Below are 21,339 nucleotides of genomic sequence, written 5' to 3'. Positions count from 1 at the left end.
TGTTTTCCTAGTCCCGGTCTCAGCCGACAGTCGTGAAGATGTCGATGGAGCCCGACTTGAGGGAGACGATGGCGCGCTTGGTGTCCTTGCGCTTGCCCATCCCGAACTTGGTCCGGCGGGTCTTGCCCTGCTTGTTGAGCGTGTTGACCGACGCGACCTGCACGCCGAAGATCTTCTCGATCGCGAGCTTGATCTCGGTCTTGTTCGAGCGGGGGTCCACGATGAACGTGTACTTGCCCTGGTCGATCAGGCCGTAGCTCTTCTCGGAGACGACCGGCGCGATGATGATGTCGCGGGGATCCTTCTGGGTGGCGCTCATGCGGCAACCTCTTCCTTGGCCGTCTTCGACTCGACGAACGCGTCGAACGCGCCCTTCGTGAAGACGATGTCGTCGCTCACGAGCACGTCGTACGCGTTGAGCTGGTCGTAGGACAGCACGTGGACCGTCGGGATGTTGCGCACGCTGCGGAGGCTGACCTCGTCGGTGCGCTCCAGGACGATGAGGACGTGCTTGCTCGTGGCGATGCCCTCGAGCAGCGCGACCACGGTCTTCGTCGAGGGGACGTCTCCGGCGGAGAGGCTCTCGATGACGTGGAGGCGGGCGCCGCGCGCGCGGTCGGAGAGGGCACCGAGCAGAGCGGCGGCGATCATCTTCTTGGGGGTGCGCTGCGAGTAGTTGCGGGGCGTGGGTCCGTGGACGATGCCACCGCCGGTCATCTGGGGGGCGCGGATCGAGCCCTGACGAGCGCGACCGGTTCCCTTCTGCTTGAACGGCTTGCGACCGGCGCCGGAGACCTCGCCGCGGCCCTTGGTCTTGTGCGTTCCCTGGCGCGCCGCGGCGAGCTGGGCGACGACGACCTGGTGGATGAGCGGGACGTTGGTCTGCACGTCGAAGATCGACGCGGGCAGGTCGACGGAGCCGGTGACTGCACCGGTCGCGTCGAGGACGTCGAGCTGGGTGTCGGTAGCCATGACTACTTCCCCTTCACTGCGTTGCGGACGAAGACGATGCGGCCACGCGCGCCGGGCACTGCGCCCTTGACGAGCAGGAGGCCCTTCTCGGCGTCCACGCTGTGGACGACGAGGTTCAGCACGGTGACGCGCTCGCCGCCCATGCGACCGGCCATGCGCATGCCCTTGAAGACACGGCTGGGGGTCGAGGAGGCGCCGATGGAGCCGGGCTTGCGGTGGTTGCGGTGCGAACCGTGCGAGGCCGAGACGCCCTTGAAGTTGTGGCGCTTCATGACGCCGGCGAAGCCCTTGCCCTTGCTGGTGCCGACGACGTCGACCTTGGTGCCGGGCTCGAAGGCGCCGACGGTGATCTCCTGGCCGAGCGTGTACTCGGCGAAGTCGGCCGTGCGGACCTCGGTGAGGTGGCGGCGCGGCGTGACGCCGGCCTTGTCGAAGTGGCCGGTGCTCGGCTTGTCGGCCTTGCGGGGGTCGATCTGGCCGTAGGCGATCTGGATGGCGCCGTAGCCGTCGACCTCGGGCGTGCGCACCTGGGTGACGACGTTCGGGGTGATCTGCACGACGGTCACGGGGATGAGCTTGTTGTTCTCGTCCCACACCTGCGTCATGCCCAGCTTCGTGCCGAGCAGACCGGTGAAAGTCCTGTTAGCGGTAGACATGGGTTCCCTTAGAGCTTGATCTCGATGTTGACGTCGGCCGGGAGGTCGAGTCGCATGAGCGAGTCGACCGCCTTCGGCGTCGGGTCGACGATGTCGATCAGACGCTTGTGCGTGCGCATCTCGAAGTGCTCGCGGCTGTCCTTGTACTTGTGGGGGGAACGGATCACGCAGATCACGTTCTTCTCCGTGGGCAGCGGCACCGGGCCGACGACCGTGGCGCCCGCGCGGGTCACCGTGTCGACGATCTTCCGGGCCGAGGAGTCGATGACCGAGTGGTCGTACGACTTAAGTCGGATGCGGATCTTCTGTCCCGCCATGTGTGACTCTCTCTCTTTCGTGCGTCATGCGGCCTCGGACCGTATTGGACGCGTGTGTCCCTCGCTCGGATGGTCGCGCCTCGTGGCGTGCACCATCCGTGGTGCACCCGGGCGCGCATCGTGGGACGCGGCCTCGGGCAGCTCGTGCACCCGCCCGCATGCGGGCGCGGACGAGCGGTGCTCATCCGGTAGGTGTCGTGTGCTTCTGCTCTGCTGCCCGCGGCCTAACCTGCTCCGGGAGCGACGAGCGCTCCGGGCGGCTATGCACTGCCTGGCAGTGATCCGGTGTCTCGCGCGCAGGGCGGTGTGCACCGGAATGTTGAACTAGACGAGTTTGTCATAGTCCGGCCACGCGTGCAACCCGGGCGTGTCGCGCCCGCTCCCCCGTGATTCCGGGGCTCTCAGCACTTCCGACGGAGCCGAGGCGGCCCCGCCGGGCTCACCGGAACAGCAGGTTCCGCAGCTCCGTCTCGCCCGACGCGAGGCGCTGCGGGTCGATCGTGCGGCCGTGCCCGTACTCGTCGACGAGGCGCGGATTCACGTAGCTGTTCTTCGCGATGGTAGGGGTGTTGCTGAGCACCTCCGCGGCGTCGCGGTACGCCTGCGCGAGCGCCCGCTGCCGCTTGCCCTTGGCGTCCTCGGGCCCGTGCTTGGCGAGGCTGATCGCCGCGGCGACGGTGCCGTGCAGCGTGCGGAAGTCCTTCGCCGTGAACTCGCCGCCCGTGCGCTCCTGGACGTACGCGTTGATGTCCGCGGCGCCCAGCGGATGCCAGACGTCGCCGTCCCTGTACGCCAGCAGGCGCGCGTTCGGGCCGCGGCGCTTGAGACCCCGGATGACCTTCACGAGGTCGGCGTCCTTGATGTCGCTCGACCACTCCTGCCCGCTCTTCGCGGGGAACTCGAGGTGGACGGTCTCGCCGTGGATGGCGACGTGCGAGCACAGCAGCGTCGAGAGCCCGTGGCTGCCATTGGACTCGGTGTACCGCTCGCTGCCCACGCGGAGGCTGCCGGTGTCGAGCATCCGGAACCCCGCGGCGAGGGCGCGGTCCCGGGTGAAACCATCCTGGCGCAGGTGGATCGTCACCTGCCGCCGTGCCGCGGGCAGCGACTCGGCGAGCTGCAGCGCGCGGTCGAACTTGATCCGGTCCTTCTGCTCGCGCCAGGTCGGGTGGTAGATGTACTGCCGGCGGCCGGCGCTGTCCATGCCCGTCGCCTGCACGTGGCCGTTCTCGTACGGCGCGATCCAGACGTCGGTCCACGCCGGCGGGATCCCGAGCTTCTCCATGCGGGCGCGGAGCACCCTGTCGGTGACCCGGTTCCCCTGCGCGTCGAGGTAGGTCCAGCCCCGGCCTGCTCGCTTGCGGGTGTAGCCCTTGCCGGTGGCGTCGCTGCGCCGGAGTCTGACCATTGGTCGAACCTACGCGCACCACGGTCATCCGTTAGGGCACGATGCGACTCCTCCCGGCCAGCCGTGACACACGGCCCAGTCTTAACGGCCGAAAGGGCCGGGCCATGACGGCCCGACCCTCTCGGAGGTGGTGCTGGTGGAGCTGGGCGCTACTTGACGATCTTCGTGACCGTGCCGGCGCCGACGGTGCGGCCACCCTCACGGATGGCGAAGCCGAGGCCCTCCTCCATGGCGATCGGCTGGATCAGCTCGACCTTCATGTCGGTGGTGTCGCCGGGCATGACCATCTCGGCGCCCTCGGGCAGCGTGATGACACCGGTGACGTCGGTGGTGCGGAAGTAGAACTGCGGACGGTAGTTCCCGTAGAACGGGTTGTGACGCCCGCCCTCCTCCTTGGAGAGGATGTACGCGGTGCCCTCGAACTTCGTGTGCGGCGTGACCGAACCCGGCTTGACGATGACCTGGCCGCGCTCGACGTCCTCGCGCTTGGTGCCACGGAGCAGGAGCCCGCAGTTCTCGCCGGCCCAGGCCTCGTCGAGCTGCTTGTGGAACATCTCGATGCCCGTGACGGTGGTCTTGACGGTGGGACGGATGCCGACGATCTCGACGTCCGAGTTGATGGCGAGGGTGCCGCGCTCGGCGCGACCCGTAACGACGGTTCCACGACCGGTGATCGTGAAGACGTCCTCGACGGGCATGAGGAACGGCTTGTCCTTGTCGCGGACGGGCTCGGGGATCGACTCGTCGACGGCCTCCATGAGCTTGACGATCTGCTCGACCCACTTCTCGTCGCCCTCGAGCGCCTTGAGGCCGGACACCTGGACGACGGGGGCGTTGTCGCCGTCGAAGTCCTGGCTGGAGAGCAGCTCGCGGACCTCGAGCTCGACGAGCTCGAGGATCTCCTCGTCGTCGACCATGTCGGACTTGTTGAGCGCGACGAGCAGGTACGGCACGCCGACCTGCTTCGCGAGCAGCACGTGCTCACGCGTCTGCGCCATGGGGCCGTCGGTGGCGGCGACCACGAGGATCGCGCCGTCCATCTGGGCGGCGCCCGTGATCATGTTCTTGATGTAGTCAGCGTGACCCGGGGCGTCGACGTGAGCGTAGTGACGCTTGGGCGTCTCGTACTCGACGTGCGAGATGTTGATCGTGATGCCGCGCTGGCGCTCCTCGGGAGCGGAGTCGATGGACGCGAAGTCGCGCTGCACGTTGGTCGCCGACGGGTACTTGTCCGCCAGGACCTTGGAGATCGCTGCCGTCAGCGTCGTCTTGCCGTGGTCGACGTGACCGATCGTTCCGATGTTGACGTGCGGCTTGGTGCGCTCGAACTTGGCCTTACCCACTGTGGGTCCTCCTCAGGACTCGGTGGCAGGGCATCCGGTACGTGACCGGACGCCCTGCGTGTTGGAGATGCTGCTTATGGTACTGAAACGGCGGATGCCGCTCGAACTGGAGGGCTACTCGCCCTTGTTCTTCTGGACGATCTCGTCGGCGACAGCCTTCGGGACCTCGGCGTAGCTGCCGAAGCTCATCGAGTACACCGCACGGCCCGAGGTCTTGCTCCTCAGGTCTCCGACGTAGCCGAACATCTCCGACAGGGGGACGTTCGCGGTGATGACCTTCACACCGCTCGCGTCCTCCATGGCCTGGATCTGGCCGCGCCGGGAGTTCAGGTCGCCGATGACGTCGCCCATGTACTCCTCGGGCGTGCGAACCTCGACGGCCATGAGCGGCTCGAGCAGCACGGGCTTCGCCTTGCGCGCGGCCTCCTTGAAGGCCATCGAGCCGGCGATCTTGAACGCCATCTCCGAGGAGTCGACGTCGTGCGCGGCGCCGTCGAGCAGCGTCGCCTTCACGCCGACCATCGGGTAGCCCGCGAGGATGCCGACCTGGAGCGCGTCCTGGATGCCCGCGTCCACCGAGGGGATGTACTCCCGGGGGACGCGACCGCCGGTGACCTTGTTGTCGAACTCGTAGGTCTTCTCCGCGGTCACCTCCATGGGCTCGATCTTGATCTGGATCTTCGCGAACTGCCCGGATCCACCCGTCTGCTTCTTGTGCGTGAAGTCGTGCTTGTCGACGGTGCCACGGATGGTCTCGCGGTACGCGACCTGCGGCTTGCCGACGTTGGCCTCGACGTTGAACTCGCGCTTCATGCGGTCGACCAGGATGTCGAGGTGGAGCTCGCCCATTCCCTTGATGACCGTCTGACCGGTCTCCTGGTTCTGCTCGGTGCGGAAGGTCGGGTCCTCCTCGGCGAGCTTCTGGATGGCGACACCCAGTTTCTCCTGGTCGGCCTTCGTCTTCGGCTCGATCGCGACCTCGATGACGGGCTCGGGGAACGTCATCGACTCGAGGACGATCTGGTCCTGCGGGTCGCAGAGCGTGTCGCCCGTGGTCGTGTCCTTGAGGCCGATGACCGCGTAGATGTGACCGGCGGTGACCGAGTCGACCGGGTTCTCCTTGTTGGAGTGCATCTGGAAGATCTTCCCGATGCGCTCCTTCTTGCCCTTGGTCGAGTTGATGACCTGCGAGCCGCTCGCGATGTGACCCGAGTAGACGCGCACGTAGGTGAGGCGACCGAAGAACGGGTGCACCGCGACCTTGAACGCGAGCGCCGAGAACGGCTCGGTCGAGTCCGGCTTGCGGATGATGATCTTCTCCTCGTCGCGCACGTCGTGGCCCTCCATGGGCGGCACGTCGAGCGGGCTGGGGAGGTAGTCGATCACCGCGTCGAGCATCGGCTGGACGCCGCGGTTCTTGAACGCGGAGCCGCAGAGCACGGGGTAGATCTCGCTGTTGACGGTGAGCTTGCGGATGGCGGCCTTGATCTCCGCCACCGTCAGCTCCTCGCCGCCGAAGTACTTCTCGAGCAGCGCGTCGTCGGTCTCGGCGACGGTCTCGAGCAGCTTGGCCCGGTACTCGTCCGCCTTGTCCTTCAGATCCGCGGGGATCTCCTCGATGTCGTACTTCGCACCCAGCTCGACGTCTCCCTTGGAGTCGCCGCGCCAGGTCAGCGCGCGCATCTCGACGAGGTCGATGACGCCCTCGAAGCCGCCCTCCGCGCCGATGGGCAGCTGGATGACCAGCGGCTTCGCGCCGAGGCGGTTGACGATGGTGTCGACCGTGAAGTAGAAGTCGGCGCCCAGCTTGTCCATCTTGTTGACGAAGCAGATGCGGGGCACGTCGTACTTGTCGGCCTGGCGCCACACCGTCTCGGACTGGGGCTCGACGCCCTCCTTGCCGTCGAACACGGCGACCGCGCCGTCGAGGACGCGGAGCGAACGCTCCACCTCGACGGTGAAGTCGACGTGCCCGGGGGTGTCGATGATGTTGATCTGGTTCTTGTTCCAGAAGCACGTCGTCGCGGCGGACGTGATCGTGATGCCGCGCTCCTGCTCCTGGGCCATCCAGTCCATCGTGGCGGCGCCGTCGTGGACCTCGCCGATCTTGTGAGTGATGCCCGTGTAGTACAGGATGCGCTCGGTGGTGGTGGTCTTGCCGGCATCGATGTGAGCCATGATGCCGATGTTGCGGACCTTGTTCAGGTCGGTGAGCACGTCCTGTGCCACAGGTTCCTCCGAAAGGGGTTGGTGATGCGGTCGAACGAGGTGGACGGCTACCAGCGGTAGTGCGCGAAGGCCTTGTTCGACTCGGCCATCTTGTGGGTGTCCTCGCGGCGCTTGACCGCGGCACCGAGGCCGTTCGAGGCGTCGAGGATCTCGTTGGTGAGACGCTCGGTCATGGTCTTCTCGCGACGCGACTTGGCGTACGTCGTGAGCCAGCGGAGCGCGAGGGTGTTCGCGCGGTGCGGCTTGACCTCGATCGGCACCTGGTAGGTGGAGCCACCCACGCGGCGCGAGCGGACCTCGAGGGCCGGGCGGACGTTGTCGAGCGCCTTCTTCAGCGTGACGACGGCGTCCTGGCCGTTCTTCGCGGCGACGCCGGCGAGGGCGTCGTAGACGATCCTCTCGGCGAGGCCCTTCTTGCCGTCGAGCAGGATCTTGTTGACGAGCTGGCTGACGATCGGCGCACCGTAGACGGGATCTGCGACGACAGGGCGCTTGGGGGCGGGACCCTTGCGAGGCATTACTTCTTCTCCATCTTCGCGCCGTACCGGCTGCGAGCCTGCTTGCGGTTCTTCACGGCCTGGGTGTCGAGCGCGCCGCGGACGATCTTGTAGCGCACGCCGGGGAGGTCCTTCACACGACCGCCGCGGACGAGCACCATGGAGTGCTCCTGCAGGTTGTGGCCCTCACCGGGGATGTAGGCAGTCACCTCCTGGCCGTTGCTGAGCTTGACGCGGGCGACCTTGCGCAGAGCCGAGTTCGGCTTCTTGGGCGTGGTCGTGTAGACGCGGGTGCAGACGCCGCGCTGCTGGGGGTTCGCTTTCAGGGCGGGCGCCTTGGTCTTGACGACCTTGGGCGTGCGGCCCTTGCGGACCAGCTGCTGGATGGTGGGCACTACGGGACTCCTCGATGCTGCACGGTGACAGCGGGTTGATGGTCAGCATTCGACGCCCGCGGACGGGGATCGAGTTCAACTGGACCCGCGCGTCCGCCGACCACGGGAGTGGGAGGCGCCGGCGGGTATGCCGTGGGGGCCGGCCGAATGGACGAACCCTGGTCGGTGCGCTCCTGGGCGGCTCGGCGCACCGACTTCACGGCACGACACGAGCGCACGCCTGAGCGCACACCCCCGCAACGATACAGTTCCGCGACTCGCCGGTCAAACGGTGGACGAGGGGCCGCGGGCGGCCAGCGCGACGGCGCCGAGGCCCAGCAGGGCCGAGATCCCCAGCACGGCGATGCCGAACGGATCCACCAGGTGACGGACAGCGAACGCGAGGCTCGCGAACACGTCCGCGCCGCCGAGGAGGTAGAGGACGGCGCCCACGATCCCGTAGGCGAGCCATGCTCCGGCGCCCCAGCCGAGCACCGGGAGGACGGGGATCCGCCGCTCGCGGTCAGCGGCGCGCGTGGTGCGGATGAGGCCGACGGCGAAGACGAGCGTCGCGCTCACGACCATGACCGGCCCGAGGAGCACGCCCGCATCCCGCTCAGGGATCACGTCGTCACCGCCGAAGAGGGCGGCGAAGCCGAAGACGCACACGACGAGCGCGACGTGCATGACGGCGGCCAGGAGGGGGATCACTCCCCCAGCCTGACACGCGTCAGCGGTGGTCCGGCTGCTCCGCCAGCTTCCGGTCGTACTCGGCGCGCGCCTCGACGTTCTTCGCCTTGACGCGGCGGCCGCGGGCGCTGATGCCGGCGCCGAGCCATGTCACGAGCTCACGGGCGAGGAAGCCCGCGAGGATCCCGTCGGGGAAGGTCACCGTGCGCTGGAGCAGGAGCGCCTGCTCCGAGGGCGCGAGGTCCATGACGCCGCCCTGGAGGAGGCGCGTGCCGACGTACGCGGCGTAGACGAGGATCGCGACGGGCAGGCCGCCGAGGACGAACGCCCACCACTTCCCGCGGTTGACCAGGAGCGCCAGCAGCACGAAGAAGACGAGGAACGCGATGGTCGGCACGTAGAAGACGGGCGACAGCAGGTACCGCCCGAAGACGTCGCCGAAGGCGTCCGGGTTGCGCACCGACGCGAGGAGCGCCGTGCCCAGCGAGTAGAGCAGGGCGAAGAGGATGGCGGCGACGACCGCGATGAGCACGCCGAAGCCGCGGTTGCCGCGCTTCTCCGGCGGGACGGGAGCTTGCACGTAGATGGGCTGCGACTGCGACTGGCGCGCTGCCTCCTCGTCGCGGGCGCGGCGGTCGCGCTCGTCGCGCTCGCGGGCGTCGGCCTCGCGGGCCTCGCGCTCGCGGTCGTCGCGCGCGCGGGCCTCGGCGACGCGGGCCTCGGACTCGCGCCGCTCGCGCTCGCGGTTCTCGTGGTCCTCGTCGACGGGGGCCGCGAAGGCCGTCTGGTCGAAGGTCGAGGTGTCGGAGTGCGCGGAGTCCGCGCCGCGGTCGGCGGGACCGTCGTCGAACGCGGCGGCGGCGCGCTCGTCCGGCGTGCGGGGATCCAGCGGCTGGTCGGCCTCGTCGGGCTGTCGGTGCGGGGCGGGCCTGTCGTCGGTCATGGCACGAACCTACCTCGGCGGCGCCGCCCAGCCCCGGCGGCGTGCCGGGGCGCGCCCAGATGGGAGCGAGCGGCTAGAAGGGCTCGAGCAGCCGCTGCAGGAAGCGGCGTGTCCGCTCCTCGGTCGGGTGCTGCAGGACCTGGGACGGGTGCCCGCGCTCGACGACCACGCCGCCGTCCATGAACACGACCTCGTCGGCCACCTGCCGGGCGAAGGCCAGCTCGTGCGTGACGATCACCATGGTCCACGCCTCGTCGGCGAGCTCCTTGATGACGCTGAGCACCTCGCCCACGAGCTCCGGGTCGAGCGCCGAGGTCGGCTCGTCGAAGAGCAGGATCTGCGGCCGCAGCGCCAGCGCGCGCACGATGCCCACGCGCTGCTGCTGCCCGCCGGACAGCTGGAAGGGGTGCTGGTCGCGCTTGTCGGAGAGGCCGACGCGCGCGAGCAGCTCCTCGGCCTCGCGCGTGGCCTCGGCGACCGGGCGGCGCTGAACCTGCACTGGTCCCTCGATGACGTTCTCGAGCACGGTCTTGTGCGGGAAGAGGTTGTACTGCTGGAAGACCATCGCGGAGCGGTCGCGCAGGGCGAGGAGCTCGCGGTGCCGCGGCTTCGCGGCGAAGTCGACGCGGAGGGGGCCGGACGTCCGGGATCGGGAGTCGGCGTCGGCCGCCGCCACCTCGACCACGCCCTCCTCGGGCACCTCGAGCCCGTTGAGGGAGCGGAGGACGGTGGTCTTGCCGGATCCGCTCGGACCGATGAGCGCGGTCACGCCGCCGCGGCGGACCTCGAGGTCGATGGAGCGGAGCACCTCGTTGTCGCCGAACGACTTGCGGAGGCCGCGGACGGTGAGGACGGGCTCGCCGGGCGTGCGCGCGGCGGCGGGTGCGGGAGCGTGCGGGTCAGTGGGCGACATACCGGTCCAGCCTCCTCTCGAGGCGGGTCTGCGCGAACGAGAGCACGAGGCAGACGAGCCAGTAGATCAGCGCAGCTTCGAGGTACAGCAGCATGTACTCGAACGTGGACGACGCGATGAGCTGCGCCTGCTTGAAGAGCTCGGTCACGAGGATCACGGAGGCCAGGGACGTGTCCTTCACCAGGCTGATGAACGTGTTCGACAGCGGCGGCACGGACACGCGGGCGGCCTGCGGCACGATGATGCGGCGCAGCGTCAGGGCACGGGACATGCCGATGGTGTGGCCCGCCTCCCACTGGCCGCGCGGGACCGACAGGATCGACGCGCGGATGATCTCCGCCGCGTAGCCGCCCACGTTCAGCGACAGGGCGATCACCGCGCTCGGCCACGGCGGCAGCACGACGCCGATGGACGGCAGGCCGTAGAAGATCACGAAGAGCTGCACCAGCAGCGGGGTGCCGCGGACGACGGAGATGTAGAACCGCGCGATGCCCGAGACGAGCCGGTTGCCGTAGAGGCGCATGAGCGCGAGGCCCAGCGCGATCGCGAGACCCAGGGCGAACGTGACGAGGGCGAGCGGGATGGTGCCGCGGATCGTCTCGAGCGCGAGCGGCCCGAAGGACGACCAGAACAGGTCCCACTCCCTCGACATGCGATCCCCTCGTCTCGTCCTCGTCCGTCAGCGTACGCGGCGGGCTACTGCGAGACGTCCGCGCCGAAGTACTTGTCGGAGATGCCGGCGAGCGTGCCGTCGGCGCGCAGGTCGGCGAGCGCCTGGTCGACCGCGGCCACGAGGTCGTCGCTGCCCTTGCGGAAGACGAGCGCGCTGAGCGACGGGTCGTCGGTCTCCGCGGCCACCTTCAAGTCGGAGTCGCCCTGCTGCTTCTGGTAGTCGAGGAGCGTGAGGCGGTCATTGATCGTCGCGTCGACGCGGCCCTGCTGGAGGAGCGTGACCGCCTGGGCGAAGCCCTCGACGGCCTCGACCTTGGCGCCGCTCTGGGTGGCGAGCTCGTTCCAGTTGCTCGTGAGCGACTGGGCCGTGGTCTTGCCCTCGAGGTCGGCGAACGAGGAGATGCCCGAGTCGGAGCCCTTGACGATGATGACGCCGGGCGAGACCGTGTACGGCTCGGAGAAGTCGTAGACCGTCTTGCGCTCGTCCGTGATGGAGATCTGGTTGGCGATGACGTCCCAGCGGCCGGCCTCGAGGCCCGCGAAGATGCCGTCGAACTGGGTCTCCTCGAAGACGGGCTTCACGCCCAGCTTGTCGGCCACCGCGGTCGCGACCTCGACGTCGTAGCCCGTGAGCGCGCCGGAGCCGGATCCCTCGTGGAAGGAGAACGGCGAGTACGTGCCCTCGGTGCCGATGACGAGCTCGCCCTTCGCCTTGACGTCGGAGAGGCTCGTCGCGGCGGCCGGCGTGCCGGACGTGCCGTTCGCGGATCCGGTGCCCGCGTCGCCCGAGGCGCAGCCCGCGAGACCGAGGGCGGCGGCGGCCAGGAGGCCGGTGAGGGCGAGGGAGGGGCGGAGGCGGGGGCGGAGCGTCATGGGGGTCCTTGCGGTCACGGCGGATCTCCTCAGGGGGATCGCCTCGTGCGGGTGCTGTGTGCGGGTGCTGCGTGCGCGGTGCGGGGCGCGTGGTGTCCGGAACCCGTCCGGGTGCGCCGACCGCCATGGTCTCAACGCCCTCGCCGTGTCGGTATTCCCATGTCGCCGGATGACGGATCCCGACGCCGGCCTGTCCGTGCGGCCGCTAGAAGAGGGGCTCGGGGTCCGACCCGTCGCGGCCGTCGGGCACCGGGCCGATCTCGCCCTCGAGCGCCACGAGCCGCAGGTTGACGAAGCGGTCGAGGGCCCGCCGGATCACGGGCGCGAGGGGGGCGAGCTCGCGCTCCATCGCCTGGTCCACCACCTGCTGGATCTCCTCCTCGCGCTCCCCGTAGTCGACGAACGCGGGCATGCCGAAGGGGTGGTCGCGGTAGACCGGCCCGCGCGTCTCGCGGTAGAGGCGCTCGCGGGCGTCGCGGGCCGCCTCCGCGCGCGCGACCTCGAGGGCGGCGATGAGCGGGTGGATCGCCGTGTGGGGCGCGTCCCGCGGGATCGCCTCCTGGTCCGTGAAGGGCGAGGCGTCGCAGTCGGGGCACGATCCGGAACCGGATGCGCCGCCCGTCGGCGACGCGGCCTCGGTCGCGTAGCGCAGCGCGTGCGCCCGCCATGCCAGGACCACGTCCTCCAGCATCCGCACGACGCCTCCTCGGGTCCCCGGCGTCGGTGCCGCCGGGTCCGCCCACTGTATCGCCGCGGCGTCGCCCGGCCCGGGGGCACGCGGGCGGCGGGACGGGGGCGCGCGATGCACGCCCCGTCAACGAGGAAGGGCCCCGCCGGAGCGGGGCCCTTCTCATCGTGCGCTCACGCGCCGGCGGTCCTAGTTGTAGGTGCCGGGCGTGTAGTCGTCCGAGCTGAAGCTGTCGAAGTCGACGAAGCTCAGGTCGGACTCGTTGAACACCGACTCATCCGTGAAGATGCGGTTCGGGTAGCGCTCGGCCTTGGCCTCCTCCGTCGCGGTGACGGTGACGTCGCGGTACTTCGCGAGCCCCGTCCCGGCCGGGATCAGCTTGCCGATGATGACGTTCTCCTTGAGGCCCATCAGCGGGTCGGACTTGCCCTCCATGGCGGCCTGCGTGAGCACGCGGGTCGTCTCCTGGAAGGACGCGGCCGACAGCCACGACTCGGTCGCGAGCGAGGCCTTGGTGATGCCCATGACCTCCTGGCGGGCGGAGGCGGTCTTCTTGCCCTCCGTCAGCGTGGCACGGTTGACCTCGTTGTAGCGGGCCCGGTCGACCAGCTCACCGGGGAGGAGGTCCGTGTCGCCGTGCTCGACGACCGTGACCTTGCGCAGCATCTGCCGCACGATGACCTCGATGTGCTTGTCGTGGATCGGGACGCCCTGCGAGCGGTAGACGCCCTGGACACCGCCCACGAGGTGCTTCTGCACCTCGCGCACGCCCTTGACCCGGAGGACCTCCTTCGGGTCGATGGCGCCGACGTGCAGCTGCTGCCCGAGCTCGACGTGCTGGCCGTCCTCCACGAGGAGGGTGGCCCGCTTGAGCACCGGGTAGATGTGCGGCTCGTCGCCGTTGTCCGGGGTCAGGATCACCTTGCGGCTGCGATCCGTGTCCTCGATGGTGATGCGACCGGCCGCCTCCGCGATGGGCGACGCACCCTTGGGGGTGCGGGCCTCGAAGAGCTCCTGCACGCGGGGCAGACCCTGCGTGATGTCGTCCGCCGATGCCACACCACCGGTGTGGAAGGTGCGCATCGTGAGCTGCGTGCCGGGCTCGCCGATCGACTGGGCCGCGATGATGCCGACGACCTCGCCGATGTCGACGAGCTTGCCCGTGGCGAGCGAGCGGCCGTAGCAGGCCGCGCACACGCCGACGGCGGACTCGCAGGTCAGGACGGAGCGAACCTTGATCTCGTGCACGCCGGCGGCGATCAGGTGGTCGATCATGACGTCGCCGACGTCGCTGCCCGCGGGGGCGACGACCTCGCCGGCCTCGTTGACCGCGTCAGCGGCCAGAGAGCGGGCGTACACCGAGTTCTCCACGTTGGAGTCGCGGACGGACGAGCCGTCGGCGCCCTTCGTGGCGATCGGCAGGTCGAGACCACGGCTGGTGCCGCAGTCGTCCTCGCGGATGATGACGTCCTGCGACACGTCCACCAGACGACGGGTGAGGTACCCGGAGTCGGCGGTGCGCAGCGCGGTGTCGGCCAGTCCCTTGCGAGCACCGTGGGTGGAGATGAAGTACTCCGCCACCGTCAGGCCCTCGCGGTACGAGTGGACGATCGGGCGGGGGATGATCTCGCCCTTCGGGTTCGACACGAGGCCGCGCATGCCGGCGATCTGGCGGACCTGCATCCAGTTGCCTCGTGCCCCGGAGGACACCATGCGGTTGATGTTGTTGTCGGCGGGGAGGTTGTCCTCCATCGCCTTCGCGACCTCGGCGGTGGCCTTGTTCCAGATCTCGATGAGCTCCTGACGACGCTCGGCGTTCGTCGTGAGTCCCTTCTCGAACTGGCCCTGGACCTTGGCGGCCTGCTTCTCGTAGCCCGACAGGATGGCCGCCTTGGTGGGCGGGGTCAGCACGTCGGAGAGGGCGACCGTGACGCCGGAGCGCGTGGCCCAGTAGAAGCCCGCGTCCTTGATCCGGTCGAGCGCTGCCGCGACCTCCACCTTGGGGTAGCGCTCCGCGAGGTCGTTGACGATCTCGGAGAGCTTGCCCTTGTCGGCGACGGCCTCGATGTAGGGGTAGTCGACCGGCAGGGTCTCGTTGAACAGCGCGCGACCGAGGGTGGTCTCGAGCAGCACGGGGCCGACCGTCTTGCCCTTCTCGTCGAGCTCGACGCCCTCGGGCGCCTCGCCCTCGCCGAAGTAGATGTCGTGCAGGCGGATGCGCACCTTGGCGTTGAGGTCCAGCGAGAGCTGGTCCTTCGCCAGGATGGCCTCGGCCACCGAGCTGAACGCGCGACCCTCACCGGCGACGCCCTCCTTGAGGGTGGTCAGGTGGTGCAGGCCGATGATCATGTCCTGCGTGGGCAGGGTGACCGGGCGTCCGTCCGACGGCTTGAGGATGTTGTTCGAGGCGAGCATCAGGATGCGCGCCTCGGCCTGGGCCTCGACCGACAGGGGCAGGTGGACGGCCATCTGGTCGCCGTCGAAGTCCGCGTTGAACGCGGCGCAGACGAGCGGGTGCAGCTGGATCGCCTTGCCCTCCACGAGCTGCGGCTCGAACGCCTGGATGCCCAGACGGTGGAGCGTGGGCGCGCGGTTGAGCAGCACGGGGCGCTCGCGGATGATCTCCTCGAGCACGTCCCAGACCTGTCCGCGGCTGCGCTCGACCATGCGCTTGGCGGCCTTGATGTTCTGGGCGTGGCTCAGGTCGATCAGGCGCTTGATGACGAACGGCTTGAACAGCTCGAGCGCCATCTGCTTGGGCAGACCGCACTGGTGCAGCTTCAGCTGCGGTCCGACGATGATGACCGAGCGGCCCGAGTAGTCCACGCGCTTGCCGAGCAGGTTCTGGCGGAACCGGCCCTGCTTGCCCTTCAGCATGTCGCTGAGGGACTTGAGCGCGCGGTTGCCGGTGCCCGTGACGGGACGACCGCGGCGGCCGTTGTCGAACAGCGCGTCGACGGCCTCCTGCAGCATGCGCTTCTCGTTGTTGACGATGATCTCGGGGGCGCCGAGATCCAGCAGACGACGGAGGCGGTTGTTGCGGTTGATGACCCGGCGGTACAGGTCGTTCAGGTCGCTGGTCGCGAAGCGTCCGCCGTCGAGCTGCACCATCGGGCGCAGCTCCGGCGGGATGACCGGGACGACCTGCAGCACCATCGCGGCCGGCGAGTTGCCGGTGGCGAGGAAGGAGCTGACGACGCGCAGGCGCTTGATGGCGCGGATCTTCTTCTGGCCCTTGCCGGTGGCGATCTGCTCGCGGAGCAGCTCCCCCTCGGCCTCGAGGTCGAAGGCCTCCAGGCGCTTCTGGATCGCCTCGGCGCCCATGTGGGCCTCGAAGTAGATGCCGAAGCGGTCCTGCAGCTCGTGGAAGACGGCGTCCTCGGGCTTGAGCTCGCCGACCTTGAGGCTGCGGAACTCCTCCCAGACGCGCTCGAGACGGGAGATGTCCTCGTCGAACGCCTTGCGCGTCTGACCCATCTCCTTCTCGGCGCCGTCCTTCGCGCGGCGCTTCTGGTCGCTCTTGGCGCCCTCGGCCTCCAGCGCGGCCAGGTCGGTCTCGAGACGCCCGAGGCGCTCGGCGATCTGGCTGTCGCGCTGGTCCTGCAGGGTCTTGATCTCGAGCCGGAGCTCGTTCTCGAGGCCAGGCATGTCCTCGTGGCGAGCATCCTCGTCCACGCTGATCACCATGTAGGCGGCGAAGTAGATGACCTTCTCGAGGTCCTTCGGCGCCATGTCGAGCAGGTAGCCGAGGCGCGACGGGACGCCCTTGAAGTACCAGATGTGCGTGACGGGCGCGGCGAGCTCGATGTGTCCCATGCGCTCGCGGCGGACCGCGGACTTGGTGACCTCGACGCCGCAGCGCTCGCAGACGATGCCCTTGAAGCGCACCCGCTTGTACTTGCCGCAGGAGCACTCCCAGTCGCGGCTGGGTCCGAAGATCTGCTCTCCGAAGAGGCCGTCCTTCTCGGGCTTCAGAGTGCGGTAGTTGATGGTCTCGGGCTTCTTGACCTCACCGTGCGACCAGCGGCGGATGTCATCGGCCGTGGCCAGGCCGATCCGCAGCTCATCGAAAGTTGTTACGTCGAGCAATTTTCCTTCTCTCCTTGGAAAGCTTCGAGTCGAAAGTCTTGAGCGGGCTTAGATGTCGTCGATGCTGGACGACTCGAAGCGGGTGGAGATGTTGATGCCGAGCTCCTCCGCGGCGCGGAAGACCTCGTCATCCGTGTCGCGCAGGCTGACCGCCTGGCCGTCCGCCGAGAGCACCTCGACGTTCAGGCAGAGGGACTGCATCTCCTTGATCAGGACCTTGAAGGACTCGGGGATACCCGGTTCCTGGATGTTCTCGCCCTTGACGATGGCCTCGTACACCTTCACGCGGCCGAGGATGTCGTCCGACTTGATGGTGAGGAGCTCCTGCAGCGCGTACGCGGCGCCATAGGCCTCGAGCGCCCAGACCTCCATCTCACCGAACCGCTGGCCACCGAACTGGGCCTTACCGCCCAGGGGCTGCTGCGTGATCATCGAGTAGGGACCCGTGGAGCGCGCGTGGATCTTGTCGTCCACCAGGTGGTGCAGCTTCAGGATGTACATGTAGCCGACCGACACGGGCTCGGGGAACGGCTCGCCGGAGCGGCCGTCGAACAGGCGCGTCTTGCCGCTGGATCCGATGAGGCGGTCGCCGTCGCGGGTGACCGTCGTCGAGTCGAGCAGGCCGGCGATCTCCTCCTCGAGCGCTCCGTCGAACACCGGGGTGGCGACCTTCGTGCCGGCCGGAGCCTGGCGCGCGTGGTCGGGCAGGCGCTCGGCCCACTTGGGCTTGCCCTCGACCTCCCAGCCCTGCTTGGCGCTCCACCCGAGGTGGGTCTCCAGGACCTGGCCGAAGTTCATGCGGCCGGGGATGCCGAGCGGGTTGAGGATGACGTCGACCGGGGTCCCGTCGGCGAGGAACGGCATGTCCTCGACCGGCAGGATCTTGGAGATGACGCCCTTGTTGCCGTGACGGCCGGCGAGCTTGTCGCCCTCGGTGATCTTGCGCTTCTGCGCGATGAACACCACGACGCGCTGGTTGACGCCCGAGCCGAGCTCGTCGTCGCCGTCCTGCGAGTCGAAGACCTTGACGCCGATGATCGTGCCCTGCTCGCCGTGGGGCACCTTCAGGGACGTGTCGCGGACCTCGCGGCTCTTCTCGTTGAAGATCGCGCGCAGCAGGCGCTCCTCGGCGCTGAGCTCGGTCTCGCCCTTCGGCGTGACCTTGCCCACGAGGATGTCGCCGGGGCGGACCTCGGCGCCGATGCGGATGATTCCGCGCTCGTCGAGGTCGGCGAGCAGCTCCGGGCTGACGTTGGGGAGGTCACGGGTGATCTCCTCCTTGCCGAGCTTGGTGTCGCGCGCGTCGACCTCGTACTCCTCGATGTGGATGGAGGAGAGGGTGTCGTCCTTGACCAGGTTCTGGCTCAGGATGATCGCGTCCTCGAAGTTGTGGCCCTCCCACGGCATGAACGCGACGAGCAGGTTCTTGCCGAGCGCGAGCTCGCCGTTCTCCGTGGCGGGGCCGTCGGCGATGACCTCGCCGGCCTCGATGCGGTCGCCGGCCGAGACCAGGACACGGTGGTTGTAGCTCGTGCCCTGGTTGGAGCGGTCGAACTTGCGCAGGTAATAGGTCTGCGTGCCGCCCTCGTCGAGCTGGATGGTGACGACCTCGGCGGACACCTCGGCGACGACGCCCGAGGCGTCGGCGGTGAGGACGTCGCCGGCGTCGATGGCCGCGTAGCCCTCCATGCCGGTGCCGACGAGCGGGCTCTCGCTGCGCAGCAGCGGGACGGCCTGACGCTGCATGTTGGCGCCCATGAGCGCGCGGTTCGCATCGTCGTGCTCGAGGAACGGGATGAGCGAGGTCGCGACCGACACCATCTGGCGCGGGGAGACGTCCATGTAGTGGACGTTCTCCTTCGCGACGAGCTCCACCTCACCGCCCTTGGGGCGGACGAGGACGCGGTCCTCCGCGAAGCGGAAGTCCTTCGTGAGGGGCGCGTTGGCCTGGGCGACGAGGAACTCGTCCTCCTCGCTGGCCGTGAGGTAGTCGATCTGGTCGGTGACCACGCCGTCGACGACGCGACGGTACGGGGTCTCGATGAAGCCGAACGAGTTGATGCGGGCGAACGACGCCAGCGAGCCGATCAGGCCGATGTTCGGGCCTTCCGGGGTCTCGATGGGGCACATGCGGCCGTAGTGCGACGGGTGGACGTCGCGGACCTCGACGCCGGCGCGCTCACGGGACAGACCACCCGGGCCGAGCGCCGAGAGGCGGCGCTTGTGGGTGAGACCCGCGAGCGGGTTGTTCTGGTCCATGAACTGCGACAGCTGGCTCGTGCCGAAGAACTCCTTGATCGCGGCGACGACGGGGCGCACGTTGATCAGGGTCTGCGGCGTGATGGCCTCGATGTCCTGCGTGGTCATGCGCTCGCGGACGACGCGCTCCATACGGGACAGGCCGGTGCGGACCTGGTTCTGGATGAGCTCGCCGACCGCGCGGATGCGGCGGTTGCCGAAGTGGTCGATGTCGTCCACGTCGAGGCGCAGCTCGACGGGCTTGCCGTCGCGCGTGCCGTTCATCTTCGTCTCGTTCGCGTGCAGCGACACGAGGTACTTGATGGTCGCGAGGATGTCCTCGACCGTGAGCACCGAGTCGGTGAGCTGCTTGTCGATGCCGAGCTTGCGGTTGATCTTGTAGCGACCCACCTTCGCCAGGTCGTAGCGCTTCGGGTTGAAGTAGAAGTTGTCCAGCAGCGCGCGGGCGGCCTCGGCAGCGACCTGCTCGCCGGGACGGAGCTTGCGGTAGATGTCCTTGAGGGCCTCCTCCTTGGTGAGAATGGAGTCCTTCTCGAGCGTGAGCTCGATGGACGCGACGCCCTTAAACTCCTCGAGGATCTGCTCGCTGGTGAGGCCGAGGGCCTTCAGGAACACGGTGACCGACTGCTTGCGCTTGCGGTCGATGCGCACGCCGACCTGGTCGCGCTTGTCGATCTCGAACTCGAGCCAGGCGCCGCGCGAGGGGATGACGCGGGCGGAGTAGATGTCCTTGTCGGAGGTCTTCTCCTGCTGGCGCTCGAAGTACACGCCGGGCGAGCGGACGAGCTGGGACACGACGACACGCTCGGTGCCGTTGATGATGAACGTGCCCTTCTCCGTCATGAGGGGGAAGTCGCCCATGAAGACCGTCTGGGTCTTGATCTCACCCGTGAGGTGGTTCATGAACTCGGCCTCGACGTAGAGGGGAGCGGAGTAGGTCTTGCCGCGCTCCTTGCACTCGTCGATGGAGTACTTCTGCTCCTCGAGGTACGGGTTCGTGAACCCGAGCTGCATGGTCTCGCCCAGGTCCTCGATGGGGGAGATCTCCTCGAAGATCTCCTCGAGGCCGGAGTTGAGCGCCAGGTCGGTGCGACCCTGCTTGGTGCCCTCCTCGACGCGCCGCTTCCACGCGTCCGAGCCGACGAGCCAGTCGAAGCTCTCGGTCTGCAGGGCGAGGAGGTCGGGGACGGTGAGGGTGTCAGTGATCTTCGCGAACGAGAGCCGCGATGCGTCGCGACCGTTCTGGGGAGTGGGAGTTGCGTTGCGCGCAGCAGCCAAGGAAATTACCTCCGTGGGCCCCGTCGGGCTCCGATGTCGTCGATACGCCGAGACCGACCCGGGACGTGACCCGTGCCGATCCTGATGGAGTTGCTCGCCACACCTCGCGGGATGGGCTCGGGATCGACCCGAGCGCACACGATGACCGACCGCAATATGAAGGCAAAAGGGAGTGGGAGCGCAAAGGATCACCATACGGGTCGCGACGCGCCATGTCCAGCGAAATCTTGCATCCTCGGCGTGTCTCGGTGTATAACGTCCGGCTGCCCTGATCGCGGGGGTCCTCGCGCGCGTAGCCTTTTCGGCATGAGCGCACCCTGGCACGTGTCCCCCGGCGGCCCCTCGCACGTGCACGTGGCGGGCGACGTGGAGATCCGCAAGGCGTCCGTCGGCTCCATGGACAACGACGCGTACCTCCTCACCGACCTCGACTCCGGCGAGCGCCTGCTCGTCGACGCGGCCTCCGACGTCGACCGGCTGCTCGCGCTCGTGGCGGAGCCGGATCCCGTGGGGCGGCTCGCCGTGGTCGTCACCACGCACGGCCACGCCGACCACCACGGCGCGCTCGCCGCCGTCCTCGACGCGACCGACGCGGCCTCCGCCGTGGGCGACGCCGACGCGGGCGACCTGCCCGTCGACGCCGACCGGCGCCTCGCGCACGGCGACCAGGTGGCCTTCGGCAGCGTGGCCCTCGAGGTCGTCGCGCTCCGCGGGCACACGCCGGGCAGCGTCGCGCTCGTGCTGCAGCCGGGCGACGGCAGCACCCACCTCTTCACGGGCGACTCGCTCTTCCCCGGCGGCGTCGGGAACACGCAGGGCGACGCCGGCCGCTTCCGGCAGCTGATGGACGACGTCGAGGAGCGCCTGTTCGCGCGCTTCCCCGACGACGCGCACGTGCATCCCGGGCACGGCGACTCGACGACGCTCGGCGCGGAGCGCGCATCCCTCGCCGACTGGCGCTCGCGCGGCTGGTGACGGGACGCCCGCGGCCGGGCCCCGGCGCGGGACGGACGCCTAGGTGTAGTTCCTCGGGAGGTTGTGAACGCTGGGGCGGATAGCGAAGACCTCCGGGACGATGTGGGTTACCACACTCATCAACGTCCACGGAGGTCTTCGTGACTCACGCTAACGCCCCGTT

At 68.7% G+C, this 21,339-nt stretch carries 18 protein-coding genes; 1 reads left to right on the top strand and 17 read right to left on the bottom strand.

Annotation, left to right across the window (positions count from 1 at the left end):
• Positions 1 to 19: 19 nt before the first annotated feature.
• The 17 genes from rplW to rpoB form a co-directional block, all read right to left on the bottom strand.
• On the bottom strand, positions 20 to 319 hold the full coding sequence (gene rplW / locus HDR73_RS02185; protein ID WP_012039304.1) for a 50S ribosomal protein L23: 300 nt from the start codon (positions 317 to 319) through the stop codon (positions 20 to 22).
• Complete coding sequence (rplD, locus tag HDR73_RS02180; RefSeq protein ID WP_012297755.1) at positions 316 to 972, bottom strand: 50S ribosomal protein L4; 657 nt, start codon at positions 970 to 972, stop codon at positions 316 to 318. Before rplD ends, rplW begins: the two co-directional genes overlap by 4 nt.
• A 2-nt stretch (positions 973 to 974) precedes the next feature.
• Positions 975 to 1,628, bottom strand: coding sequence for a 50S ribosomal protein L3 (gene rplC, locus HDR73_RS02175; RefSeq protein ID WP_012297754.1), 654 nt, complete (start codon positions 1,626 to 1,628; stop codon positions 975 to 977).
• An 8-nt stretch (positions 1,629 to 1,636) separates the two neighbouring features.
• Positions 1,637 to 1,945, bottom strand: coding sequence for a 30S ribosomal protein S10 (gene rpsJ / locus HDR73_RS02170; RefSeq protein WP_012039307.1), 309 nt, complete (start codon positions 1,943 to 1,945; stop codon positions 1,637 to 1,639).
• 439 nt (positions 1,946 to 2,384) lie between these two features.
• On the bottom strand, positions 2,385 to 3,353 hold the full coding sequence (locus HDR73_RS02165) for a DNA topoisomerase IB (RefSeq protein ID WP_012297753.1): 969 nt from the start codon (positions 3,351 to 3,353) through the stop codon (positions 2,385 to 2,387).
• Between the two features lie 149 nt (positions 3,354 to 3,502).
• Positions 3,503 to 4,696, bottom strand: coding sequence for an elongation factor Tu (gene tuf / locus HDR73_RS02160; protein ID WP_012297752.1), 1,194 nt, complete (start codon positions 4,694 to 4,696; stop codon positions 3,503 to 3,505).
• A 114-nt stretch (positions 4,697 to 4,810) separates the two neighbouring features.
• The gene (gene fusA, locus HDR73_RS02155) at positions 4,811 to 6,925 is read right to left on the bottom strand and encodes an elongation factor G (protein ID WP_012297751.1); all 2,115 of its coding nucleotides are present in this window, start codon (positions 6,923 to 6,925) and stop codon (positions 4,811 to 4,813) included.
• A 47-nt stretch (positions 6,926 to 6,972) separates the two neighbouring features.
• The gene (gene rpsG, locus HDR73_RS02150; RefSeq protein ID WP_012297750.1) at positions 6,973 to 7,443 is read right to left on the bottom strand and encodes a 30S ribosomal protein S7; all 471 of its coding nucleotides are present in this window, start codon (positions 7,441 to 7,443) and stop codon (positions 6,973 to 6,975) included.
• Positions 7,443 to 7,817 (bottom strand): 30S ribosomal protein S12, encoded by a 375-nt coding sequence (gene rpsL, locus HDR73_RS02145; RefSeq protein WP_012039312.1) that lies wholly within the window; start codon positions 7,815 to 7,817, stop codon positions 7,443 to 7,445. Before rpsL ends, rpsG begins: the two co-directional genes overlap by 1 nt.
• A gap of 264 nt (positions 7,818 to 8,081) precedes the next feature.
• Entirely contained in the window at positions 8,082 to 8,507 is a 426-nt protein-coding gene (locus HDR73_RS02140) for a DUF6121 family protein (protein ID WP_106408665.1), read from the bottom strand.
• 19 nt (positions 8,508 to 8,526) lie between these two features.
• Positions 8,527 to 9,429, bottom strand: coding sequence for a hypothetical protein (locus tag HDR73_RS02135; protein WP_012297748.1), 903 nt, complete (start codon positions 9,427 to 9,429; stop codon positions 8,527 to 8,529).
• A gap of 73 nt (positions 9,430 to 9,502) precedes the next feature.
• Positions 9,503 to 10,342: an amino acid ABC transporter ATP-binding protein gene (locus HDR73_RS02130; protein WP_041464290.1), complete on the bottom strand. Its 840-nt coding sequence runs from the start codon at positions 10,340 to 10,342 to the stop codon at positions 9,503 to 9,505.
• Positions 10,329 to 10,994 carry an amino acid ABC transporter permease gene (locus HDR73_RS02125; RefSeq protein WP_012297746.1) on the bottom strand — a complete coding sequence of 222 codons (666 nt, stop codon included), beginning with the start codon at positions 10,992 to 10,994 and terminating at the stop codon, positions 10,329 to 10,331. Before HDR73_RS02125 ends, HDR73_RS02130 begins: the two co-directional genes overlap by 14 nt.
• A gap of 44 nt (positions 10,995 to 11,038) precedes the next feature.
• On the bottom strand, positions 11,039 to 11,887 hold the full coding sequence (locus HDR73_RS02120) for an amino acid ABC transporter substrate-binding protein (RefSeq protein WP_041464289.1): 849 nt from the start codon (positions 11,885 to 11,887) through the stop codon (positions 11,039 to 11,041).
• A gap of 205 nt (positions 11,888 to 12,092) precedes the next feature.
• The gene (locus HDR73_RS02115; protein ID WP_223842690.1) at positions 12,093 to 12,578 is read right to left on the bottom strand and encodes a hypothetical protein; all 486 of its coding nucleotides are present in this window, start codon (positions 12,576 to 12,578) and stop codon (positions 12,093 to 12,095) included.
• A 186-nt stretch (positions 12,579 to 12,764) separates the two neighbouring features.
• Positions 12,765 to 16,664 carry a DNA-directed RNA polymerase subunit beta' gene (locus HDR73_RS02110; protein ID WP_012297743.1) on the bottom strand — a complete coding sequence of 1,300 codons (3,900 nt, stop codon included), beginning with the start codon at positions 16,662 to 16,664 and terminating at the stop codon, positions 12,765 to 12,767.
• 48 nt (positions 16,665 to 16,712) lie between these two features.
• A complete protein-coding gene (gene rpoB, locus HDR73_RS02105) occupies positions 16,713 to 20,201 on the bottom strand; it encodes a DNA-directed RNA polymerase subunit beta (protein WP_012297742.1) in 3,489 nt (1,162 codons plus the stop codon).
• Between the two features lie 306 nt (positions 20,202 to 20,507).
• On the opposite strand from rpoB, the gene HDR73_RS02100 reads away from it, so the two are divergent.
• On the top strand, positions 20,508 to 21,176 hold the full coding sequence (locus HDR73_RS02100) for an MBL fold metallo-hydrolase (protein ID WP_041464287.1): 669 nt from the start codon (positions 20,508 to 20,510) through the stop codon (positions 21,174 to 21,176).
• Positions 21,177 to 21,339 lie beyond the last annotated feature (163 nt).

This window comes from Clavibacter sp., assembly GCF_014802555.1.
In the GTDB taxonomy this organism is placed as follows: domain Bacteria; phylum Actinomycetota; class Actinomycetes; order Actinomycetales; family Microbacteriaceae; genus Clavibacter; species Clavibacter sepedonicus.
This window is presented reverse-complemented; position numbering and strand designations above follow the sequence as displayed.

Bases quoted from the DNA above. Each gene is read 5' to 3' on its own strand.
- rplW (WP_012039304.1), bottom strand. From the start codon at position 319: ATGAGCGCCACCCAGAAGGATCCCCGCGACATCATCATCGCGCCGGTC.
- rplD (WP_012297755.1), bottom strand. From the start codon at position 972: ATGGCTACCGACACCCAGCTCGACGTCCTCGACGCGACCGGTGCAGTC.
- rplC (WP_012297754.1), bottom strand. From the start codon at position 1,628: ATGTCTACCGCTAACAGGACTTTCACCGGTCTGCTCGGCACGAAGCTG.
- rpsJ (WP_012039307.1), bottom strand. From the start codon at position 1,945: ATGGCGGGACAGAAGATCCGCATCCGACTTAAGTCGTACGACCACTCG.
- HDR73_RS02165 (WP_012297753.1), bottom strand. From the start codon at position 3,353: ATGGTCAGACTCCGGCGCAGCGACGCCACCGGCAAGGGCTACACCCGC.
- rpsG (WP_012297750.1), bottom strand. From the start codon at position 7,443: ATGCCTCGCAAGGGTCCCGCCCCCAAGCGCCCTGTCGTCGCAGATCCC.
- HDR73_RS02135 (WP_012297748.1), bottom strand. From the start codon at position 9,429: ATGACCGACGACAGGCCCGCCCCGCACCGACAGCCCGACGAGGCCGAC.
- HDR73_RS02130 (WP_041464290.1), bottom strand. From the start codon at position 10,342: ATGTCGCCCACTGACCCGCACGCTCCCGCACCCGCCGCCGCGCGCACG.
- HDR73_RS02125 (WP_012297746.1), bottom strand. From the start codon at position 10,994: ATGTCGAGGGAGTGGGACCTGTTCTGGTCGTCCTTCGGGCCGCTCGCG.
- HDR73_RS02120 (WP_041464289.1), bottom strand. From the start codon at position 11,887: ATGACGCTCCGCCCCCGCCTCCGCCCCTCCCTCGCCCTCACCGGCCTC.
- HDR73_RS02115 (WP_223842690.1), bottom strand. From the start codon at position 12,578: ATGCTGGAGGACGTGGTCCTGGCATGGCGGGCGCACGCGCTGCGCTAC.
- HDR73_RS02100 (WP_041464287.1), top strand. From the start codon at position 20,508: ATGAGCGCACCCTGGCACGTGTCCCCCGGCGGCCCCTCGCACGTGCAC.